At 42.4% G+C, this 17,854-nt stretch carries 16 protein-coding genes; 7 read left to right on the top strand and 9 right to left on the bottom strand.

The genetic code is table 11. The features are described 5' to 3' along the window. Positions 1-912: 912 nt before the first annotated feature. The 3 genes from IGQ44_12045 to IGQ44_12035 all read right to left on the bottom strand — a co-directional run bounded on the left by IGQ44_12045 (position 913) and on the right by IGQ44_12035 (position 5,959). Complete coding sequence (locus IGQ44_12045; protein ID HIK38707.1) at positions 913-1,905, bottom strand: NAD-dependent epimerase/dehydratase family protein; 993 nt, start codon at positions 1,903-1,905, stop codon at positions 913-915. 1,998 nt (positions 1,906-3,903) lie between these two features. Beyond that, on the bottom strand, positions 3,904-4,122 hold the full coding sequence (locus tag IGQ44_12040; GenBank protein ID HIK38706.1) for a hypothetical protein: 219 nt from the start codon (positions 4,120-4,122) through the stop codon (positions 3,904-3,906). A gap of 244 nt (positions 4,123-4,366) precedes the next feature. Continuing rightward, positions 4,367-5,959, bottom strand: a complete 1,593-nt coding sequence (locus IGQ44_12035; protein ID HIK38705.1) for a DUF1957 domain-containing protein — start codon at positions 5,957-5,959, stop codon at positions 4,367-4,369. A gap of 102 nt (positions 5,960-6,061) precedes the next feature. On the opposite strand from IGQ44_12035, the gene IGQ44_12030 reads away from it, so the two are divergent. Continuing rightward, positions 6,062-7,462 (top strand): TolC family protein, encoded by a 1,401-nt coding sequence (locus IGQ44_12030; protein ID HIK38704.1) that lies wholly within the window; start codon positions 6,062-6,064, stop codon positions 7,460-7,462. A gap of 374 nt (positions 7,463-7,836) precedes the next feature. Here the strand turns inward: IGQ44_12030 and IGQ44_12025 are convergent, their stop codons facing one another. From IGQ44_12025 to IGQ44_12010, 4 genes are all read right to left on the bottom strand, one after another. Then, positions 7,837-9,054: a tyrosine--tRNA ligase gene (locus IGQ44_12025; protein HIK38703.1), complete on the bottom strand. Its 1,218-nt coding sequence runs from the start codon at positions 9,052-9,054 to the stop codon at positions 7,837-7,839. A 99-nt stretch (positions 9,055-9,153) separates the two neighbouring features. Then, positions 9,154-9,558, bottom strand: coding sequence for a DUF4346 domain-containing protein (locus tag IGQ44_12020; protein HIK38702.1), 405 nt, complete (start codon positions 9,556-9,558; stop codon positions 9,154-9,156). 39 nt (positions 9,559-9,597) lie between these two features. After that, the gene (locus IGQ44_12015; GenBank protein HIK38701.1) at positions 9,598-10,368 is read right to left on the bottom strand and encodes a hypothetical protein; all 771 of its coding nucleotides are present in this window, start codon (positions 10,366-10,368) and stop codon (positions 9,598-9,600) included. A 122-nt stretch (positions 10,369-10,490) separates the two neighbouring features. Further along, a complete protein-coding gene (locus tag IGQ44_12010; protein HIK38700.1) occupies positions 10,491-11,663 on the bottom strand; it encodes a pyridoxal phosphate-dependent aminotransferase in 1,173 nt (390 codons plus the stop codon). Between the two features lie 164 nt (positions 11,664-11,827). Here IGQ44_12010 and IGQ44_12005 point away from each other — a divergent pair, with 164 nt between their 5' ends. The 5 genes from IGQ44_12005 to IGQ44_11985 all read left to right on the top strand — a co-directional run bounded on the left by IGQ44_12005 (position 11,828) and on the right by IGQ44_11985 (position 14,269). Then, entirely contained in the window at positions 11,828-12,559 is a 732-nt protein-coding gene (locus tag IGQ44_12005) for a DUF1995 family protein (GenBank protein HIK38699.1), read from the top strand. 96 nt (positions 12,560-12,655) lie between these two features. After that, positions 12,656-12,859: a DUF2997 domain-containing protein gene (locus IGQ44_12000; protein ID HIK38698.1), complete on the top strand. Its 204-nt coding sequence runs from the start codon at positions 12,656-12,658 to the stop codon at positions 12,857-12,859. Positions 12,860-12,914: 55 nt separating this feature from the next. Further along, on the top strand, positions 12,915-13,298 hold the full coding sequence (locus tag IGQ44_11995; GenBank protein ID HIK38697.1) for a DUF1257 domain-containing protein: 384 nt from the start codon (positions 12,915-12,917) through the stop codon (positions 13,296-13,298). 244 nt (positions 13,299-13,542) lie between these two features. Then, positions 13,543-14,016 carry a ferredoxin gene (locus IGQ44_11990; GenBank protein ID HIK38696.1) on the top strand — a complete coding sequence of 158 codons (474 nt, stop codon included), beginning with the start codon at positions 13,543-13,545 and terminating at the stop codon, positions 14,014-14,016. 43 nt (positions 14,017-14,059) lie between these two features. After that, positions 14,060-14,269, top strand: a complete 210-nt coding sequence (locus IGQ44_11985) for a hypothetical protein (GenBank protein ID HIK38695.1) — start codon at positions 14,060-14,062, stop codon at positions 14,267-14,269. Positions 14,270-14,307: 38 nt separating this feature from the next. On the opposite strand, the gene IGQ44_11980 is transcribed toward IGQ44_11985, so the two are convergent. Then, the gene (locus IGQ44_11980; protein HIK38694.1) at positions 14,308-15,141 is read right to left on the bottom strand and encodes a pentapeptide repeat-containing protein; all 834 of its coding nucleotides are present in this window, start codon (positions 15,139-15,141) and stop codon (positions 14,308-14,310) included. Between the two features lie 287 nt (positions 15,142-15,428). Then, a complete protein-coding gene (locus tag IGQ44_11975; protein ID HIK38693.1) occupies positions 15,429-17,024 on the bottom strand; it encodes a mechanosensitive ion channel family protein in 1,596 nt (531 codons plus the stop codon). 117 nt (positions 17,025-17,141) lie between these two features. Between IGQ44_11975 and IGQ44_11970 the strand changes: the two genes are divergently transcribed. Beyond that, the coding region (locus tag IGQ44_11970; protein ID HIK38692.1) for an ammonium transporter at positions 17,142-17,854 on the top strand (713 nt) is incomplete at its 3' end.

Raw genomic sequence — 17,854 nt, 5'->3', positions numbered from 1 at the left:
TTTTTTTTTTTTTTTTTTACTATTTTATCAAGGGTATGAGGACAGCGATTGCGCTACTGGATTTAGTTTTTAGTTTTGCTTCTATTCACATCCTTTACTTGTCGCCGGCACTTGTCGCTATAGCTTTTTTTCCTCGCCTAGAGTATACTGGTTAGTTGATTGTAGATTTACTGACTTTTATTGCCTTTGTATGGGGGGATAAAGTTGTCTTGTCGTGGGGGAAGTTGGCTGTCAAAAAAGAGAAATGTCTCCCGCTGTTGTTGATATTTACTCATTTTCTGTGTGTTGTGACTACTACTTTGATTTTACTGGGCATAACTCTTCTTGTCACCCCGGTTAAAACCCTATCGGATAATCGTGGATGTGATTCCACTGAGTTATCGTTATTTACAATTTGCCGAGCATTTGGTTACAATGGGAGGGGGTTGAGACTGAGAGGTTTTATCTGCTACAGTTTAATTCCCGTCAGTGGTATATTCTACCCCAAGTGATTGGTAGGCCGTTGCCTACAAGTTATAAAGAATTCTAAACTGCTTTATCAGACTGTTACCATAAAACCCCTGTCATGGCAAAATAGGAAACACCAAAACAGGCAATACCAACACAGGCAATCCCACAGTATTATCGGTTGACATACTTTTTGTTGGTGGAATTGAAGGCAAATATACTATGGTAATGGCTAAATCTCTTTTTCTCGGGTGGGATGATATTCTGAGAATTGTCACGAATATAAGGAGATGAGTATTAGAGTTTAGATTCAATAACTCACCCCAGGCATTGTTTTTTTGACTTTCACTTTTTGCCTATACTAACAGTCTTCAATTACCGGCGATGACAATACCACTTTGATTGTCTATGGGTTATACCCAATGGGGTGGTGGTTGTTTTTTCCCCCCCTAATGGATACCCATTTCAGGTTTGAATTTTAAAATAGTCTTTAAACCAGGCTACTGCCTCTTGGATGGCAAGGGTTATGTCTGTTTGTGGCAACCCCAATTCGCGAATAGCTCTACTGGGATTATAATACATGTACTGACTAGACATTTTGACTGCTTCTGTGGAAAGGGAGGGAGACTTACCCAGTTTTGTTAGGATGTACTCATCTACATAGGCAATAGTGAGTGGCAGCCAGTGTGGCAATTTCATTTTTGGCGGCGATTTTCCCACCACCTCTGCTACTTTTTCTAAGAATTCTGCTAGGGTTAGATTTTGACTTCCTAAGATGTAACGCCTGCCCGCCTTCCCTTTTTCTAGTGCTAGAATATGTCCCATGGCCACGTCTTTTACATGAATAAAATTTAGGCCAGTATTAACAAAAGCAGGCATTTTCCCCCTTAAAAATCTTAGAATTATCTCCCCCGTTGGTGTAGGTTTTGAATCATAGGCTCCTATAGGTGTAGTGGGGTTTACAATCACTATATCCTGTCCTAATTCTACAGCGAAATGGGCCTCTTGTTCGGCATAATATTTAGATTTCTTGTAATTGCCTATCAATTTTTCCACTGGGGATTGATACTCCTCGTCTGCCAAAACCCCATCCTCTCTTACTCCTATGGCTGCCACTGAACTAGTATACACTATCCTTTTTATGCCAGCTTCTCTGGCAGACTTAAATACATTTCTTGTGCCAAAAACATTAGTTTTATATAACAATTCCTTATCTTTTTGCCAGAGAGAATAGACTGCTGCCACATGAAACAAATAATCACAGCCTTGCATTTTTTCTGATAAGTCATCATCGTTTAAATCCCCAATAACCAATTCCAAATCCAAACCCTGCAAACTGCTAAGATTGCTATTTTTTCTTACTAATGCCTTTACCCGATAATTTCTTTCCAACAATAATCGTACCAGGTTAGCCCCAATAAAGCCACTAGCGCCGGTAACAAAAACTTTCCCTTTCATGCCACTGTTTGTCTTAACCTATTTTTATTGTTTGTAAGTCTATGCCCCAGTTTTTAAAATAACCTAAGTTGGAACCTACAGGAAAGTTTGAAATAATAAAAAACCCCCGCAAATCTGTAAGTGTAATCTTTAAAACTGAGGGGAATATCCCAAAAAAGATAAAGCCTTGTTTAACACTAACATAAATGGAGCTACGGGATAAAGTAAATATCCTAGTCACCCTCTAGGCAAATACCCCCATCGGGGAGGATAAACCCAAAAAAAGACTAGCGTAAGTGTATCCAGACAAATAGTCAGCAAGACTGAAATAAAAACCCTACACCCAAAACTGAAATAAACACCTCCAAACAAGAGAATAAACCCTATTCCTGATACTAAAATGAATTTTCTCAGCAGGGGAGAAGATAAACCCCATATCCCCCACTGAAATAAACACCTAGACAACACCAAAAGGAATCCTTCCCGCATATAAGATAAACCCCAAAGCCAGTAAGACAGAATGATAATCCCTATGCCTGACACCAAAAAAATGTCTCCAGGGGATATAATAAAACCCATCGGGAAAATCTTGTTAAAATAAACACCCCTTAGCAGGAAAACACACTCCTAAATCAAAGTCGGGATAAATGTCTCTACAATACTCTATACCTCTACTGTTGAAAACTAGAATAAACACCCCCATGACGGATTATATCTTTCCAAGCAAAACGGGTAAATCTCTCCACTAGACGGCTACATACCCCCGGCTACTAGAATAGATACCCCTATCAGACAAAGAAGATAAACACCCTCACAAACAAAAGGCTATATACCCTCTGTTAGCGATGTTGTTGCCAAAAAAATTTTTTAACAGTGGTAACTTTCCCTTTGTATTGTTATTGGAAAGTAATAGATTATGTCACAAAAGCAATTTTACTCGTCTCGCCTTTGTGTTTTAACTAACTACACAAATAGTTACATAACCTATTGCAGTTATGGATGGGTAGATTTTTTAAAAGGAGGGGTTGTATATTGTCTTTCTACCCTGGAATTCCCCTCGGCAGTGACGGGGGGTTTTGTAGTAGCAATTACATTCTCTCCCCCCCTATTGTCGGTGATTTTGTTTTTCGTCTTTCCCCTGCCGGCAAAGATATTTTGTCTAGGATAGACATTCCCACGACAGATTATACACCTCCAGGTCGAAACTAGGAGAAATACCCTCCACAATATAAATGTCTAACACCTATTGGCTATTAGAATAAACAATTACCAGACATGGACTACACTCTCTCAGGCTATAAATCCCCAAATCGAAACTAATCCGAGTAGAGACTGGTAAAAATACTTCTCGCGGAAATAACCCCTTTCCAACTCAGATGAATCTCCAGATAATGTGTCATAAACTCCTAAATCAACACTCAAATAAATGTTTCTGGGGGATATCTCTAATGGAGACTCAAATAAACAACCCTATGTTTTTAAAACAAACAACAAACCCCCGGCTAACACCCAAGTAAAAATTCCCACAACAAACAACAAAACTCACTGCCACTCTTCAGATAAATCTCCCAATAGCCCCTGGGTAACAGCATAATATAATATTTCAGTAGAAATACAAGATTTAGGTGGGAGACGATAAAATTTCTAGTTAACCCCGAGACAGGCAAATGCTTTCGGGAGAGGAAGCGAATAATACAGTCAATATCAGCAGCAAAACAAAAAACCCTAGCAGAGACTATAAATCCCCCAGTTAAAACTAAAATGAATATCTCCTGAGACGATAAACCCCGTGGTTAAAGTAAAGTAGGGTTTAGGGGTTGGGGGATGGGGGATAGGATTTAGGGGGTGGGGATTTGTAATGACAAAATCTTAAGGGTTAGAAGAGTAACAATCCCCTAGAGGATTACTTTTCCTTTGAAAAAATAGCGGGGAATAAGAAACAATGCCAGTAAATGCCACTACAAGGGGAAATAATATCACCTCAACCCCTAAATTCCCTATCTACAACCTATTCATACCCTAACCCGCAGCTGGCAATAAGATTTTGGGATAAACACCTGCTAGGCCAGAAATTATCTCTTCACAAGGGATGATAGACATCATAGTCAACAATAGGGCAAATAACCCTACATTCTCCAATAAACCCTGTGGTTTACCCCCATGATTAATAACTACCGAAAAATCCTCCAAAAATTTATGATAAATACCATGGCAAATAACCAGATAAATAACTGCCAAACAAAATATAATCTATACATGATAAATCTAGGAGGGATGCCTATAATCAAGGGCAAAACTTGTTCTACAGTTATGGCGAAAACTCCTTGCACACAAGTAAAAACCACTGGCATAGAGGAGAATACCCTACATTTGGTATAGACAAAAGTTTAAATGAAAGGCAATAAACCTCCTGGGGGGGAAATTAGAAAAACAAGCCCATAATAAAAGAGAAATATTGTATGCGGTAATGGGGTAAATGCCCCTAGTGGAGACGATAAATCCTATAGTCGAGATGAGGGAAAAGATTGTCTATAAACTCGATTTTCTCCAACCACTGGTGGGGAATATTGTTATCTAAAATAGCCTGATATAGTTTGTTAAACCTCAACAGGTGGGTTTTGATACGAGTAGTGGCATAGGATACCATGGTACCAGTTTTGAGAATAAAAGCCCAATCGGAAGACTGTGCCAAAAGCAATTCCCTAGCCGCCTGATTTAATGCCCTCAATTGTAACGGATTGTCCGTCTCTATGGTAGCTAGTTGTATCATCTGTCGAATTGCCCGATGCAAATGAGGATAAATCCAGTCATTGGTATCGTTTAACCAGTATTCATGATAACCCCCCTCCCCCCAACTAGATTCAGCAGGAATGGCTAATTGTTGGGTGGGATGAGCCTTTAAATAGTCGGATAGGTGTATAAAGGAAAAAGAATCCCGATAACAATCCCAAGCCTTGCGGAAAAGAAAATCTAAAAACCATGGCCCCTCGTACCACCAATGGCCATACAATTCTGCATCATAGGGGCAAACAATGATAGGTTGTCTTTGGATAATATTAGCCACCTGTTTAATCTGCTTCAGCCGACTATTAAGAAAATCCTCCGCATCAGTAGCTGCCTTTTCTCTGGCACAAAGGGGGTCATATAATTGCTTATGGGCAAGGTCACAATCTCGGGCAGTGATGCGATAATACTTTATGCCCACATTTTTCCGTTGACCATTAGGCAAAAGATATGGTTTAATATAATCATAATCGGCTTCCCATCCTAAATCCTTGTAAAATTCACGATAGACAGGATTACCAGGATAGCCTACTTCTGATGACCAAACTTGTTGAGAAGAATAACCGTCCCGCCCAAAAGCCGCTACCCCGGAAGGTGTAAAGATAGGGGAATAATTGCTAAAACGGGGACGGGGCCTGGCATTATTAATACCATGACCGTCTATTATAAAATAACGGAGGCCGGCTTTGGCTAACAATTCTTCTAACCCCTGGTAATAACCACACTCAGGCAACCAAATCCCATAAGGGCGACGGCCAAAAATAGTCTGGTAGTATTGACAGGCAATTTCAATTTGTGCCCAAACCGCCTCCGGATACATTCTCATCAGGGGTAAATAAGCATGAGTAGCGGCAGAGGTGATAATTTCTAGATTGCCACTTTCCTGAAACTGTCTGAAGGCAGATGCTAAATCCCCCCGATATTGATGCCAAGTGTTTCCAATGTGAGAGAATTCCTCCTGATAGTATACCGCTAACTGTCTCAACTGACTATTACGAGGATAACGATTAACCTCTCTGGCAATTAATTGCTGTAGCCTACTGAGGTATTTCTCATAGCGCTTTTGTAACAATTTATCCTGCAGAAGAGAAAGGAGAGTGGGAGTAAAACTAAGGGTGAGGCGAAAATCAACACCATCTCGTTGTAATCCCTGGAAAACCCTCAATAGGGGAATATAGGCTTCGGTAATTGCTTCATAAAACCATTCCTCTTCTAATATCCCTTCCTTTTCTCCATGACGCACAAAAGGTAAATGAGCATGTAACACCAAAGTTATATAACCAGTGGCCATTGTCTCCAGTGGACAACAGAATAATATATTACCTCCAAGAAGACACATTTTTCCTGTTACCATATTTTTGGCAAGTAGACACAAGGGCATTATTTTCCACCGATGTACAGGAATTATTGTTATTTTCTAATCCTCGCCATTTTTCTATTAAGTCAGGCAAATCCCGCAAGAGGGGATGACAATGCCAGCCAACGGTATAATTCTAGTGCCAATCCCCTGCTTTTCCCCACAAAAAAAGAAGAGGTAGAAATCCGGAGAAGACAATCTATTAGTTTAAATGATGCCATCAGAATTGCTCTAGAAAACAACAAACAGTTACGGGCGGCCAGGATACAATTAGAAAGGGCACAAGAGGGATTAAAAGCAGCTTTAGCAACAGAATTGCCCACAGTAACCGGACAATTGGAATTTAACCAGAGGGCCGATGATGCCCCTAATATTCCCAGTGCCAGAGACAGGACTTTACTTTTGGGACAGGTGGAGTTAAGATATAACCTGTATGATGGGGGGCGTCGTGACGCTACTATCAGTCGAGCGGAAAGAGAGGTATACTTAAATAAGTTAGAGATAGAGCGTATTGCCGAACAGGTGCGTTTTGAGGTTACTGATGCCTATTATAAACTACAAAATGCCGATGCCCAGGTAGCCATAGCCCAAGCAGCAATTGAGGATTTTTCCCAAACCCTCAGAGATGCCCAACTGTTAGAAAGGGCGGGCCTAGGAACCAAATTCGACGTACTACAAGCAGAAGTAGACCTAGCCAACGCCCAAAGTGCCTTGACTAGGGCTATTTCCCAACAGAGGAATGCTAGAAGGGAGTTGGCAAGGGTGTTGGGGGTGGGGGAGGATGTGGAATTAACGGCCGCCGATGAGATTAAAGAGGCAGGAGATTGGCAATACACCCTAGAAGAAACCATTGTGATGGCCTATAGGAATAGGGCAGAATTACAACAACAGTTAGTGCGTCGGGAAATTAGCGAGAAAAATAGGGAAATCGCCCTTGCCGACACTCGTCCCAATGTTAGTCTATTCTTCAATTATAACTTCAGCAACACCTTTCATGATACCTTTGGACCAAGTGGTTATGCCCAGGGGTATAATCTAGGGGCAAGGGTGAGTTGGAATATATTTGATGGAGGGGTTGCCAAGGCTAGGGCAAATCAGGAGACTAAAACCAAGGAGATAGAAGAAACCAATTTTGCCTCCCAAAGAAATCAAATCCGTCTTGCAGTGGAAACCGCCTATAACCGCATGATTGCCAACAAAGAAAACATTAAAACCACTGAGAAAGCCGTCGCCACCGCCGTGGAAAGCCTTCGTCTAGCTAGACTCCGATTCCAGGCAGGGGTTGGCACTCAAACTGATGTCATTAATGCCCAAAGAAACCTCACAGAAGCCAGAGGCAACTTCCTCCAGGCCATTATCGGTTACAATCAGGCTCTTAACGAACTACAAAGGGCCGTTAGCAATCTCCCCGATAAGGGATTATTCCAATTCCGCTAATTCCTACCATTTTCTACTACCTTTTCCCTTCTTCCCCTCCCTTTTACATTTCTTAATGAGCCGCACACAAACGGGGAGTCTTGTGCTAGGATGAGGAAGTGGACGGCAGGAGACGTGACTGCCAGGGTTTCTCCTGAGCATTTTTTATATGCAAAAAATAATCAATAATTTAGGTAGAGTAGGGGGGAATAAGGGGGGGAGGGAAGGAGTTAATAAAAAAAAATATCAGTAGTAAAGGTTTACCTTGCACAGTAGTGGCGAGGAGTGGGAGGCAAGAGGAGAAAATTAAGGGGTGTAAAGACAGCCAGCACCCAACTGGAAAACAAAGGAGATGATTATAATTAGTATGAGACTAGCTAAACAATCCCCATTTCCTAGTCTTCACAAACCAGACGGATAAATTTCTTCTTGCCCAGTTGCAGGATCTTATTATGTAGTTGCTCAGGACTATCAAAAGTGATATTGGGATCTGTAATACGTTGTCCGTCAAGCCGAATACTACCACCTTGGATTTGTCTCTTACCCTCACCACTACTGTTGACCAAACCGCTGGCACTGAGGATGTAAAATAGTTTGGCAGGAAAAGTAATATTTTTGAGAGAAAATTCGGGCACGGCGGAAGCATTGGCCATATTTTTCTGAGAGACAATGCTTAAAGCCGTCTGCTGGGCAGCCTTGGCGGCTTCTTCCCCGTGGTATTGGGCAGTTATGGTTAGTGCCAACAATTTTTGGGCCTCTCTAGGATTGTCGGGGATTTGTGAGAGGGGCAAATCCGTTAATAGTTCAAAATAACTGGGTATGAGGGCATCTGGTATCTTCTCCAATTTAGAGTACATGGAAAGGGGCTCCTCCTGCAAGCCCACGTAATTGTTAAGAGACTTTGACATTTTTTGTTCCCCATCGGTGCCAATGAGAATGGGCAGCAAGACGCCAAATTGGGGTTTTTGGCCAAAATAACGTTGTAAATCCCTCCCCACTGCTATGTTAAACTTTTGGTCAGTGCCTCCTAACTCCACATCTGCCTTGACTACTACTGAATCATAACCCTGCATCAGGGGGTAAAGAAATTCATGGAGGTAGATGGGGGTTTGTTGGGCGTAACGATTGTTAAACCCCTCTTTGGCCAACATTTGTTGGACTGTCATAGTACTTAACATTTCCAGGATTTGGGCTAGATTTAGTTGGCTTAGCCACTCAGAGTTGTAGTGAATCTCTAGACGGCCGGGGGTGTCGAAGTCTAGAATAGGTCTAAGTTGGTCTAGATAGGTTTCGGCGTTGCGTTTTACCTCTTCTTCTGTGAGTTGTTTTCTTACTCTATCTTTGCCGGTGGGGTCTCCAATTCTGGCAGTAAAATCCCCTATAATTACTACGGCTATGTGTCCTTGATCCTGAAATGCTCTAAGTTTTCGGAAGGCAATACTATGCCCCAAGTGTAAATCGGCACCAGTGGGGTCTATTCCCAATTTTACCCTCAAGGGGCGACCTTGACTGCAGAGTTTTTCCAGTGTTTCTCCTTCTCCCTCTTCCTGGGAGGGGAAAATTTCTGCTACTCCTCTATACAACCACTCCCAATCCTTATCTGTCTTTCTCATTGACTTTGTCAAACAAGCCAAAATTGCCAACAAACATCATACAATGGGGTGGAGCATGACCCATTATTACACCCCATCACACCCCTTATAATGTCCCTATTAGTCTTGGATGTATTCTTCTCCTGTAGCCAGGGCATATTCTGCCCTTACAAATTCCCTTCCTAAATATGCCGCATGATCTAATCTACTTACAGGAACGGGCTTAGTTTCTTCAAATATTTTTACACAGATTTCTTTTGCCGTCCTTCCCTTAAATACAGTAGTGGGTTTCCGCACATTTCCCCCCCTACAGGCTATTACTTCTCCCGTGTCTGGGTCTACTGCCAATCCTTTTTCGTTGATAATATTGGTATAGTGTTCAGCACAGATTAAACCGGCTTCCCTATCCAGGTAGATTATAAAGTATCCTGCTGGGTCCAGGTCAATATGTCTTTTAGATAGTTTGTCGTCTATTGCCTTTCTCTCCTCTGCAGAATATCCTTTGGTGGATGGAGTTTGTGTCATGGGTTTTGCTAGCTTTTTGTCTTCTTTAGCTCTATATTATTATTGCATTTTCCCTCGCCATTTGTCTACCAGTTTTTGGCTCATTTCCATTAATTTATCTCTGTTGTTTCGAAAAAACCAGCATCTCTTGTTAATTGCTTTCCAGCCATTAAACATTCCCAATATTATACTACTGAGGGCAATTGTCTCTTCTTTTTGTTTTTGAAAATGTGTGCTTCTCATTATTCCTTTTTCTACGTTATTTGGCAGACAAAGAAAGTTATATATACTCTGATAAACTGCCAATTCACTTCCATCCACTGTTTCCGTCAAAACTGCCTCTGCTTCCCTCAGGGTGGATTTTTTTTCCACTAGCATGTCTACCACTTCCAGGGGTTTTATTTCTTCTTCTTTGTAAGTTTCCAGGTATTTTGTAATCTGTGGTGTTATTTTTCCCATTTTGATCTCCCTTCCCCAAATCAAGTGAATCAATATTGCCCAGACTAGCCAGCTGTTTATTTCCTCTGCCGAATATTCCATATTTTTGCCTATATAGTATAGTTCCTCACTCAGTGTTTTTCTGTCCCCATAGCGGTATACTATCAGAGGATAAATAACTATTGGTATCCGACTTTTATTGACGACAAACCTTGAATTACTTGTCTGGGAAAACAGCTGGAAGATATCTTCATCCCTTATGATATTTTCGGCCAAGGCGAGACAAAGAGTTATAACGTCCCGACAAGAGGAAAGGATGAATTGATTACAGGCATAGTCAAGGAGAAAAAGAGAGGCGTACAGGGAGAGATAATTAGGGTAAAAAGGCACCATCCCCGACATTATAGAATAGACATCATGAAGAAGATGAGAAAGGCTAAAATAGAGATTTCGAGGGAGAAAGTGAAAAGAGAAAACGGGCGTCGGGCCCGCAATTGTAGTAAAAAAAAATAAGTTTAACTAGTAAGGGAATAGATAAAGTTAGCCAATCTATTCATGCCCTTTTCAATAGAATTCATATCAGTGGCATAGGAAAGACGAATACAATTGTCGTTGCCAAAAACAATGCCAGGAATGGCGGCAACCTTCTCCTCTTCTAGCAGTCTCTCACAGAATTCCAAAGACTTTAGGCCAGTAGAGCTAATATCTACAAAAACATAAAAGGCACCATAGGGCAAGGGAGCACTAATACCAGCAATACCACTGATGGCATTGTAAATGAATTTGCGCCTTTCGGCAAAGGCAGATAACATCTCTCTAACACAATCCTGAGGAGATTGTAAGGCGGCAAGGGCACCATATTGGGCAAAGGTGCAAACATTGGAGGTGCTATGACTTTGAATCTTAGTCATGGCCTGGATTATACTAGCATCGGCGGCAATGTAACCAACGCGCCAACCCGTCATGGCATAGGCTTTGGCAAAGCCGTTACTGACGATAGTGCGGGCAAAAATTTCCTCACTGATGGCGCCAATGCTTACATGGGTCACCCCATCGTAGACTATCTTTTCGTAAATCTCGTCAGAGACAACCAGAATGTCATGTTTGACTATGACTTCTGCTAAAGCCTTTAATTCTTCGGGGGTATAAACGGCGCCAGTGGGGTTGGAAGGGGAGTTTAAGATAAATAGCTTAGTTTTGGGGGTGATGGCGGCTTCCAATTGCTCAGGGGTGATCTTATAATCGTGTTTGGCGCTGGTTTGCACAAATACCGATTTTCCTCCAGCCAGTGTCACCATCTCGGGATAACTCAACCAATAGGGGGAGGGAATAATCACCTCGTCTCCTGGCTCAATGAGGGCCAACATTAAATTAAAGAGGGATTGTTTGCCGCCGTTGGTGACAATTATATTTTCCGCTTCGTAGTTCAAGTTGTTTTCTTTTCGTAGTTTGGCAGCTATGGCCTCCCTGAGAGGCATTTCCCCGGCGGCAGGGCCATATTTCGTCTTTCCCTCATCTAAAGCCTTTTTGGCTGCCATTTTGATGTGTTGTGGTGTATCAAAATCTGGCTCTCCTGCACTAAAACTACATACGTCTATACCCTCTGCCTTCATTTTCTTGGCTTTGGCTGAAATACTCAACGTCAAAGAAGGTGTTACATGTTTAACTCTCTCGGCAATTTTGACCATTGTTTTCCCTACAAAAAAGTCCTTAATAAATAATACTTACTGGGGAAGAGACTGTAACAGGATTTTGCTTTGGCAGGAGGGTGTAGTGTCAAAAATTGCAGATTTCCTGTTCAATTTTCCACAAGGGCTATAATGGGGTTTATATAGGTTTTGGAGGGAGGTTTATGAGTACAATTCCCGACAGTTTAGAAGCGGCTATCAGTCAGGCCAAATCGGCTTTAAAGGTGGCACTGGCCAACGGCTGTAAAAGAATTACTGTAGATTTAGTGATACCAGACATCTCCCTGAAGGCACAATATTTGGCATGGGAATTTGCCCAGGAATTTTTGGACTATGGTAGTGGTTTAAAGGTAATTTTCCCCGACACAGGCGCCGCGGCACTAGCCAGAAGAGACTGGGGGGAAACGGGGTTTGTAGTAACAGACATAGGTAGTAGTCGCACCCCCGTGGAGACTAAAATCAGTGACACAGATCAAATTTTCTTGTTGGTTTGCCCATCCTCGGTGGAGGTAAACTTAGTTGAAAGACTGTGTAATCTGGTAGGGGACCGTCCCGTGGTTATGTTGATACCACAATTAGAAGACATTGCCGTGGTGGGGATTGGTTATGCGGCTAGGCAGTTACGGGAGAGATTTATCAACACCCTGGAGTCTGCTTATTATTTTCGCCCTTTGGAGGGGGCAGTGGTAATGCGTCAATATCCCCATATGTGGCAGGTGTGGAAGGAGGGGGAAACGGGAGACTATCAGTTGGTGGCAGAAGTAGGCCAAAAGCCCTTAGGAGAAACCCTACAGAGGATTTTATCTGGCAAGACTGGGGTGGAAGACACCGCCGTCTCATCCCCAGGGGGTATACTGGCTTCTTTTAGGAGTTTATTTCGTGCCCTCAACAACTAGGCTTACAGTCTAATAAAAAATTGTTCATAATACATTATTAATACAGAAAATGAACTAAAATCGGTAAAATCGGACAGGAAAGGGAGGTTTTGTGCTATGAGCATGGAAACACTAGAATTTATTATCTATCCTGATGGCAGAGTACAGGAAAAGGTAACAGGCATTATGGGTAAGTCCTGTGAGGAGGTAACCCGCGCCATAGAGGCTGAATTGGGGGTGGTTATCAGCCAGGAAAAGACTGGGGATTATTACAATGAAAAAGTGGAACTAAACAACCACATTCACAATAGGAGTTGGTAAACTTTTAAGTATAAATTTCTTTGTCGTCTTAGTCAAAGATTGTTGATAAAAGACTATGTCTCACTTCAGCAGTATTAAAACCCAAATTCGCAATCTGGAGTCCTTAAAAGCGGCTCTCAATGACTTGGGCATAGTATGGAAAGAAGGCCCAGCGCCAATCCGCGGCTACCGTGGCCAAACTGCCCAGGCACAAATCGTCATTGAACAGGAGAACAACTATGATATTGGTTTTGCCTGGAATGGTCAAGAGTATGAACTTGTAGCCGACTTGCAGTACTGGCAACAACCCTGGTCTGTGGAGGGCTTCCTCCAGCGTGTAACACAGGGTTATGCCCTCCATACCATCCTGCGGGAGTCTGCCAAACAGGGTTTTGCCGTCACCGAACAGCAGAAGAATGCTGACGGCTCTATTCGTCTCGTAGTACAACGCTGGAACTAGGGGGGCAATTAGCCACCAAAAGAAGTTGGGATTCCCTCTTACACATAATCCCCAACCTCTTAGGTAAAACCAACATTAGGGGCAGACAGACAAGGTGGAGTGGAACAGTATTTCACTACCTACCTTGTTCCTCCCCACTAATATTATATAGACAAACGCTTATTATTACCATTGAGCCCTTAGAGGGAGCTATGATTCCATACCCAACGCCGTTGTTTGCCCTTTATTGTCTTAACTATCTGGTATGTGGGATACTGAAAACGAATATGCCGAAAGGGGTCTAGCGCCGGAATTAGGAGGTATTTGGCGAGAGGAGCCTGAAAGGAGCGGTTTTGAGCCAGAATTGGGTGGGAATGACCGTATTAAGGGCGTTTACGTGGATGAAGCCATCTGTATTGGCTGCAAACACTGTGCCCATGTAGCTCCTAATACTTTCCATATAGAGAGTGAATATGGTCGTTCCCGGGTGTATAATCAGAATGGTGACCCTGTGGAGTTAATCCAAGAGGCCATTGATACCTGTCCTGTAGATTGTATCCACTGGTTGGACTTTACGGAAATCAAACGCCGAGAAGAGGAAAGGAAAAATTTAGACATTCGCCCTCTCGGTTTTCCTCAACACCAAAAATCTCTAAAAAGGCTCAAAAAAAATAAATCCCCCGACACTGCCTCTGACAACTCGCGGGTTGACGACTCGCCCATGGGGCATATTTCCTGAGGTTGCCACCACGTCTAGTGCTACTGTGTCGTCCGATGCTACTATGTCTAACGGTAAGAGTAAGCAGTCGCATTTCCCATTATCCTGTCTGGTGGGAATACTAGCACCCACGGTGGTTATGGGGCAACTAGTGGGCCATATGCTCATGGACATCCTAGAAAATATGGGGAGGGATAGTGAGGAGATATTTCGTGCCCAAAGGTTGCCCCTTTTGAAAAACACCACCCACCACCCTCCACAGAGAGATTCATGAGGAATTCAGAGAAATCACTGTTCCCTTTTGGGTAAAAACTATGCTATTCTGCTCTTGACTAGGTCTTCCACTGTCAGTCTTTTCTCCTCAACAATAGCAGGCAAGTCCTGTATCACGAGAGAGCATTTTTTTATGAAGGCATCTGTCCATTTCTCGAACCACTTTAGCTGAAGCAGTGTTGCCGGAGTAGCTAAGTTTCCCGGGAAATGGACTTTGCCTTTTTTATCCATTGAAAAGTTTTGCAGCCATTCTACTTCTGGACGTGTTTCTTCAAAGTATTTGGCGGTGATAGTATTGCCCAGATACTTGCTAACAATGGCGGCAATGGCTTCAAAATAGATAATAACCTCGCCGAGGGTTATTTTTGCAGTACTGGAGGGGTTGAGGACAGATACTTTTTTCATGCCCAGGGATTCTGGTTTTAATCCCCTGTCAAGACGGGTGGTGCCGTCATATTGGGCATCTTGAAACACCCCATTGCCCAGATATGCCCCACTAAGAATTGCCCCGGTTAAGTCAGCCTCACTAAAATTGGCCTTACTCAGGAAACTGCCGGTGAAGTTAGCATCCTTAGCTATCACCTTGTGACAATTCGCCCTGATGAGGTAAGCTTTGATGAAATAGGCACCAGTGAGGTTGGCACCAGTCAGGTTGGCGCCTGTGAGGTTAGCCTCATTGAGGTAACACCTGCTGAGGTTTGCACCACTCAAGTCGGCATCTCGCAAGTCGGCATAACTCAAGTCTGCGCCTTCCAAGTTGATGCCCCTGAGTTGGGCATTTCTCAAATCCACTCTTCTCAGTTGCGCTTTGGAGAAATTTCTTTCTCCTCTGTTGTATCTTTCCTGTATTTCAAAAACACCGCTGGCTATCATTTGTTTGCCTCCTTTTTCCCCTTGTCAACAGAAAACGCAACCCGACATGTTTACAATTGTGAAATTCTTCCCGGTAACCTCCTTGTTTTCTTCAGATTTTCTTTATTTTTAATCCTATTTTAATTGTAGCCGGAATTACAGGAGAAAAACCCCCGCCTTGCTCGGAAATGCAACATTTTTTACAAAATTTAATTTCCTTTTTCTATGTTCATATAGTAGTAAATCTTTCGGAGAGGGGTAATGTGGGTTTTACGGGAAGTCAAAAGTAGCACTTGGACAAAAGGGAACTATGGCCTTATGTGGTTTTTTAAAGAAGGTTCGAGACATCGAAGAATTTCCTGATTGATTTGACTACAGATACGATCGCCACGTTGGCCGTATTCTAATTTGATGTCGTCTACACAGAAATTGATTTGGAATTGGTAGTAGAGGTATCCTTCGTCGTGATTTAGTGCCTTAATCCAAATTTGAGGTTCCTGCCATTTATTTCTTTCCTTAAAGCGGGATTTGAGCCATTCATTCAATTCTAAAACGTAGTCATCGAGACGAGTTTCTTCTCGTTTAGGTTTAGTTATTTTCTGATAGAGACGGTAAGTTCTTTTTTTTAGTAAATTAATTTTTATTTCCCATTCTTGGGGTATTAAATACAAGTCTTCTTCTTTGAGATTGGGGTCTTTTAGCCAAATTCGATACCACTGTCGTACTAAATCAATAAGGTTGGATGTGTCTTTGGACTCGGTTATAGGTAGATTAAGAGAGTTGTCAGGTGGAGCTTCAGGGGTAATTACTAAACCCATAAGGTATAATATTTGTTGGTATTCTTGATAAATATTACTGATTTCTTCAGAGGTTAAACCCCCTTTTTCAGCAAACTGGAGGGTGACAACTAGAGCCTCCAAAGATTCCTCAATTTCTTGTAGTTTTTGGTTAACTTTTTGTTCAGCCAAGAGACGGAGTTTGCCATATTTTTGTTGTTCGTTGAGAGGATGACTGGGGTCATCGACAACATAGTATTTATCAATAAGACGTATTTTGGTGTCAATATCGGCCAGGGTATCGGGGTGGGCCAAGACAATTTCTGTTATCAAATTGCGAATATAATCTATGTCTAATTGTGCGGGGATTTCAAGGGTGCTGGTATAATAGTAGTAGGAAGTAGGACGACTGAGGTTGGTAATAGTCTGGTTTTGGAGAATACTGTTGGGGATGTAAACCTCACAATGGCGGTTGAAGAGGTAGAGTTTGGTAACACGGACCCCAATGCGCTGTAGCATACCAATGGTGCCGTCTTCTAGGCGTAAAACATCCCCAAATTGAAAGGGGGTATCGATGAGTAAAACAATACCGCTGAAAAAATTGGCGAGAATGTCTTTTAAAGCGAAACCAATAATAAAAGTAGCACCGCCTAGGGCTACCCAAATACCAGTTAAATCAACACCAAAGTTTTTCAAGACAAAGACAGCGGCAACCAAAAAGATAATCACAGGGGAAATGGCACCAACCAACGGCAGTAACACGTCATCCCACATCACCTCCGTCTGTTTGGTATACTCCCGCAAATAGTATATGAGCACTTGTTTCAAAAGAGTTACAGACCAGGAACTGAGGACAATTATTAAGGCAGCATTAAGAAACTTAAGGGTTAAACCCTGCCAAGAGAAGTCCAGCAGGGAAAATATGAACTTGGCGTAAAGAAGAATGAAGATAGTGAGAATGGGGGTAATAGAAAGATTGAGGGTAACCAGAGGGATGTCTGTTTCCAGCCGCCGAAAAAGGGGGAGTAAAACGAAATTCAAAAAAATATATAAAAGAGGAAAGGCTGCGACAAAGATGAGAATGTAGCGGAAAATAGGAGGAAGGTTAAACCAATAGTGGGGCCACATAACAGAGAATAATTGTATATTTCAATACAGAAATTCGGGGTGAAAACCATAAATATTTAACAGTTATCCTACCGTTTTATAAAAGTTATCTCACATATCAGTGGAGAGCATATGGGGATGAGGTTAAAAAAAAATAAAAAGGGCATCTCAAAAGGGCAACAGAGTGTAATCCAACAAGGTGCAACTCTGAGTCTGATAGACAAAATAACCCGTAAAATCTCCCCCTACTGGTTGGCCTGTATTCCCCTAAGTGCCCTAATAGTAGTATTATGGGATGCGGCGGTAATGGCACAGGGGTTAGAAGGCCCTAAAACCCTAGAGGAGATAAAAATTATCCTGGACTCGGTGTTTTTGTTGTTTTGTGCGGTATTGGTAATATTCATGAATGCCGGCTTTGCTATGGTGGAAACTGGTTTCTGCCGGCATAAAAATGCGGTTAATATTTTGGCCAAGAATTTGATCGTCTTTGCTATTGCCACCATAGCCTATTGGGCGGTGGGTTATGGTTTTATGTATGGAGAGGGTAATCCTATCATAGGCACCCAGGGTTTCTTTTTCCATGGAGATGCCACCCCCTATGGCAACGAAAATTACCCCAAGGCAGTGCCAGCCGCTGTTTCTTTCCTATTCCAAGTGGCCTTTGCGGGAACAGCTGCTACAATCGTTTCTGGTGCAGTGGCAGAAAGAATTCGGTTCAATGCCTTTTTGATTTTTAGTTTCCTTTTGGTGGCTATTTCCTATCCTATCACTGGACGTTGGGTGTGGGATGGTAGTTGGTTGGCCAATTTGGGATTTAAAGACTTTGCGGGTTCCACAGTGGTACACTCAGT

Origin of the sequence: Geminocystis sp. M7585_C2015_104 (assembly GCA_015295805.1) — a bacterium.
GTDB lineage: Bacteria > Cyanobacteriota > Cyanobacteriia > Cyanobacteriales > Cyanobacteriaceae > DVEF01.
The sequence above is the reverse complement of the archived record's forward strand: the minus strand, read 5'-3'. Positions and strand labels throughout refer to the sequence as shown.

Excerpts from the sequence above, each read along its gene's own strand:
- IGQ44_11980 (HIK38694.1), bottom strand. The coding sequence starts at position 15,141 with ATGATAGCCAGCGGTGTTTTTGAAATACAGGAAAGATACAACAGAGGA.
- IGQ44_12000 (HIK38698.1), top strand. The coding sequence starts at position 12,656 with ATGAGCATGGAAACACTAGAATTTATTATCTATCCTGATGGCAGAGTA.
- IGQ44_11985 (HIK38695.1), top strand. The coding sequence starts at position 14,060 with ATGTCTAACGGTAAGAGTAAGCAGTCGCATTTCCCATTATCCTGTCTG.
- IGQ44_12045 (HIK38707.1), bottom strand. The coding sequence starts at position 1,905 with ATGAAAGGGAAAGTTTTTGTTACCGGCGCTAGTGGCTTTATTGGGGCT.
- IGQ44_11975 (HIK38693.1), bottom strand. The coding sequence starts at position 17,024 with ATGTGGCCCCACTATTGGTTTAACCTTCCTCCTATTTTCCGCTACATT.
- IGQ44_12025 (HIK38703.1), bottom strand. The coding sequence starts at position 9,054 with ATGAGAAAGACAGATAAGGATTGGGAGTGGTTGTATAGAGGAGTAGCA.
- IGQ44_12015 (HIK38701.1), bottom strand. The coding sequence starts at position 10,368 with ATGGTGCCTTTTTACCCTAATTATCTCTCCCTGTACGCCTCTCTTTTT.
- IGQ44_11995 (HIK38697.1), top strand. The coding sequence starts at position 12,915 with ATGTCTCACTTCAGCAGTATTAAAACCCAAATTCGCAATCTGGAGTCC.
- IGQ44_12020 (HIK38702.1), bottom strand. The coding sequence starts at position 9,558 with ATGACACAAACTCCATCCACCAAAGGATATTCTGCAGAGGAGAGAAAG.
- IGQ44_11990 (HIK38696.1), top strand. The coding sequence starts at position 13,543 with ATGTGGGATACTGAAAACGAATATGCCGAAAGGGGTCTAGCGCCGGAA.
- IGQ44_12005 (HIK38699.1), top strand. The coding sequence starts at position 11,828 with ATGAGTACAATTCCCGACAGTTTAGAAGCGGCTATCAGTCAGGCCAAA.
- IGQ44_12030 (HIK38704.1), top strand. The coding sequence starts at position 6,062 with ATGTACAGGAATTATTGTTATTTTCTAATCCTCGCCATTTTTCTATTA.
- IGQ44_12010 (HIK38700.1), bottom strand. The coding sequence starts at position 11,663 with ATGGTCAAAATTGCCGAGAGAGTTAAACATGTAACACCTTCTTTGACG.
- IGQ44_12035 (HIK38705.1), bottom strand. The coding sequence starts at position 5,959 with ATGGCCACTGGTTATATAACTTTGGTGTTACATGCTCATTTACCTTTT.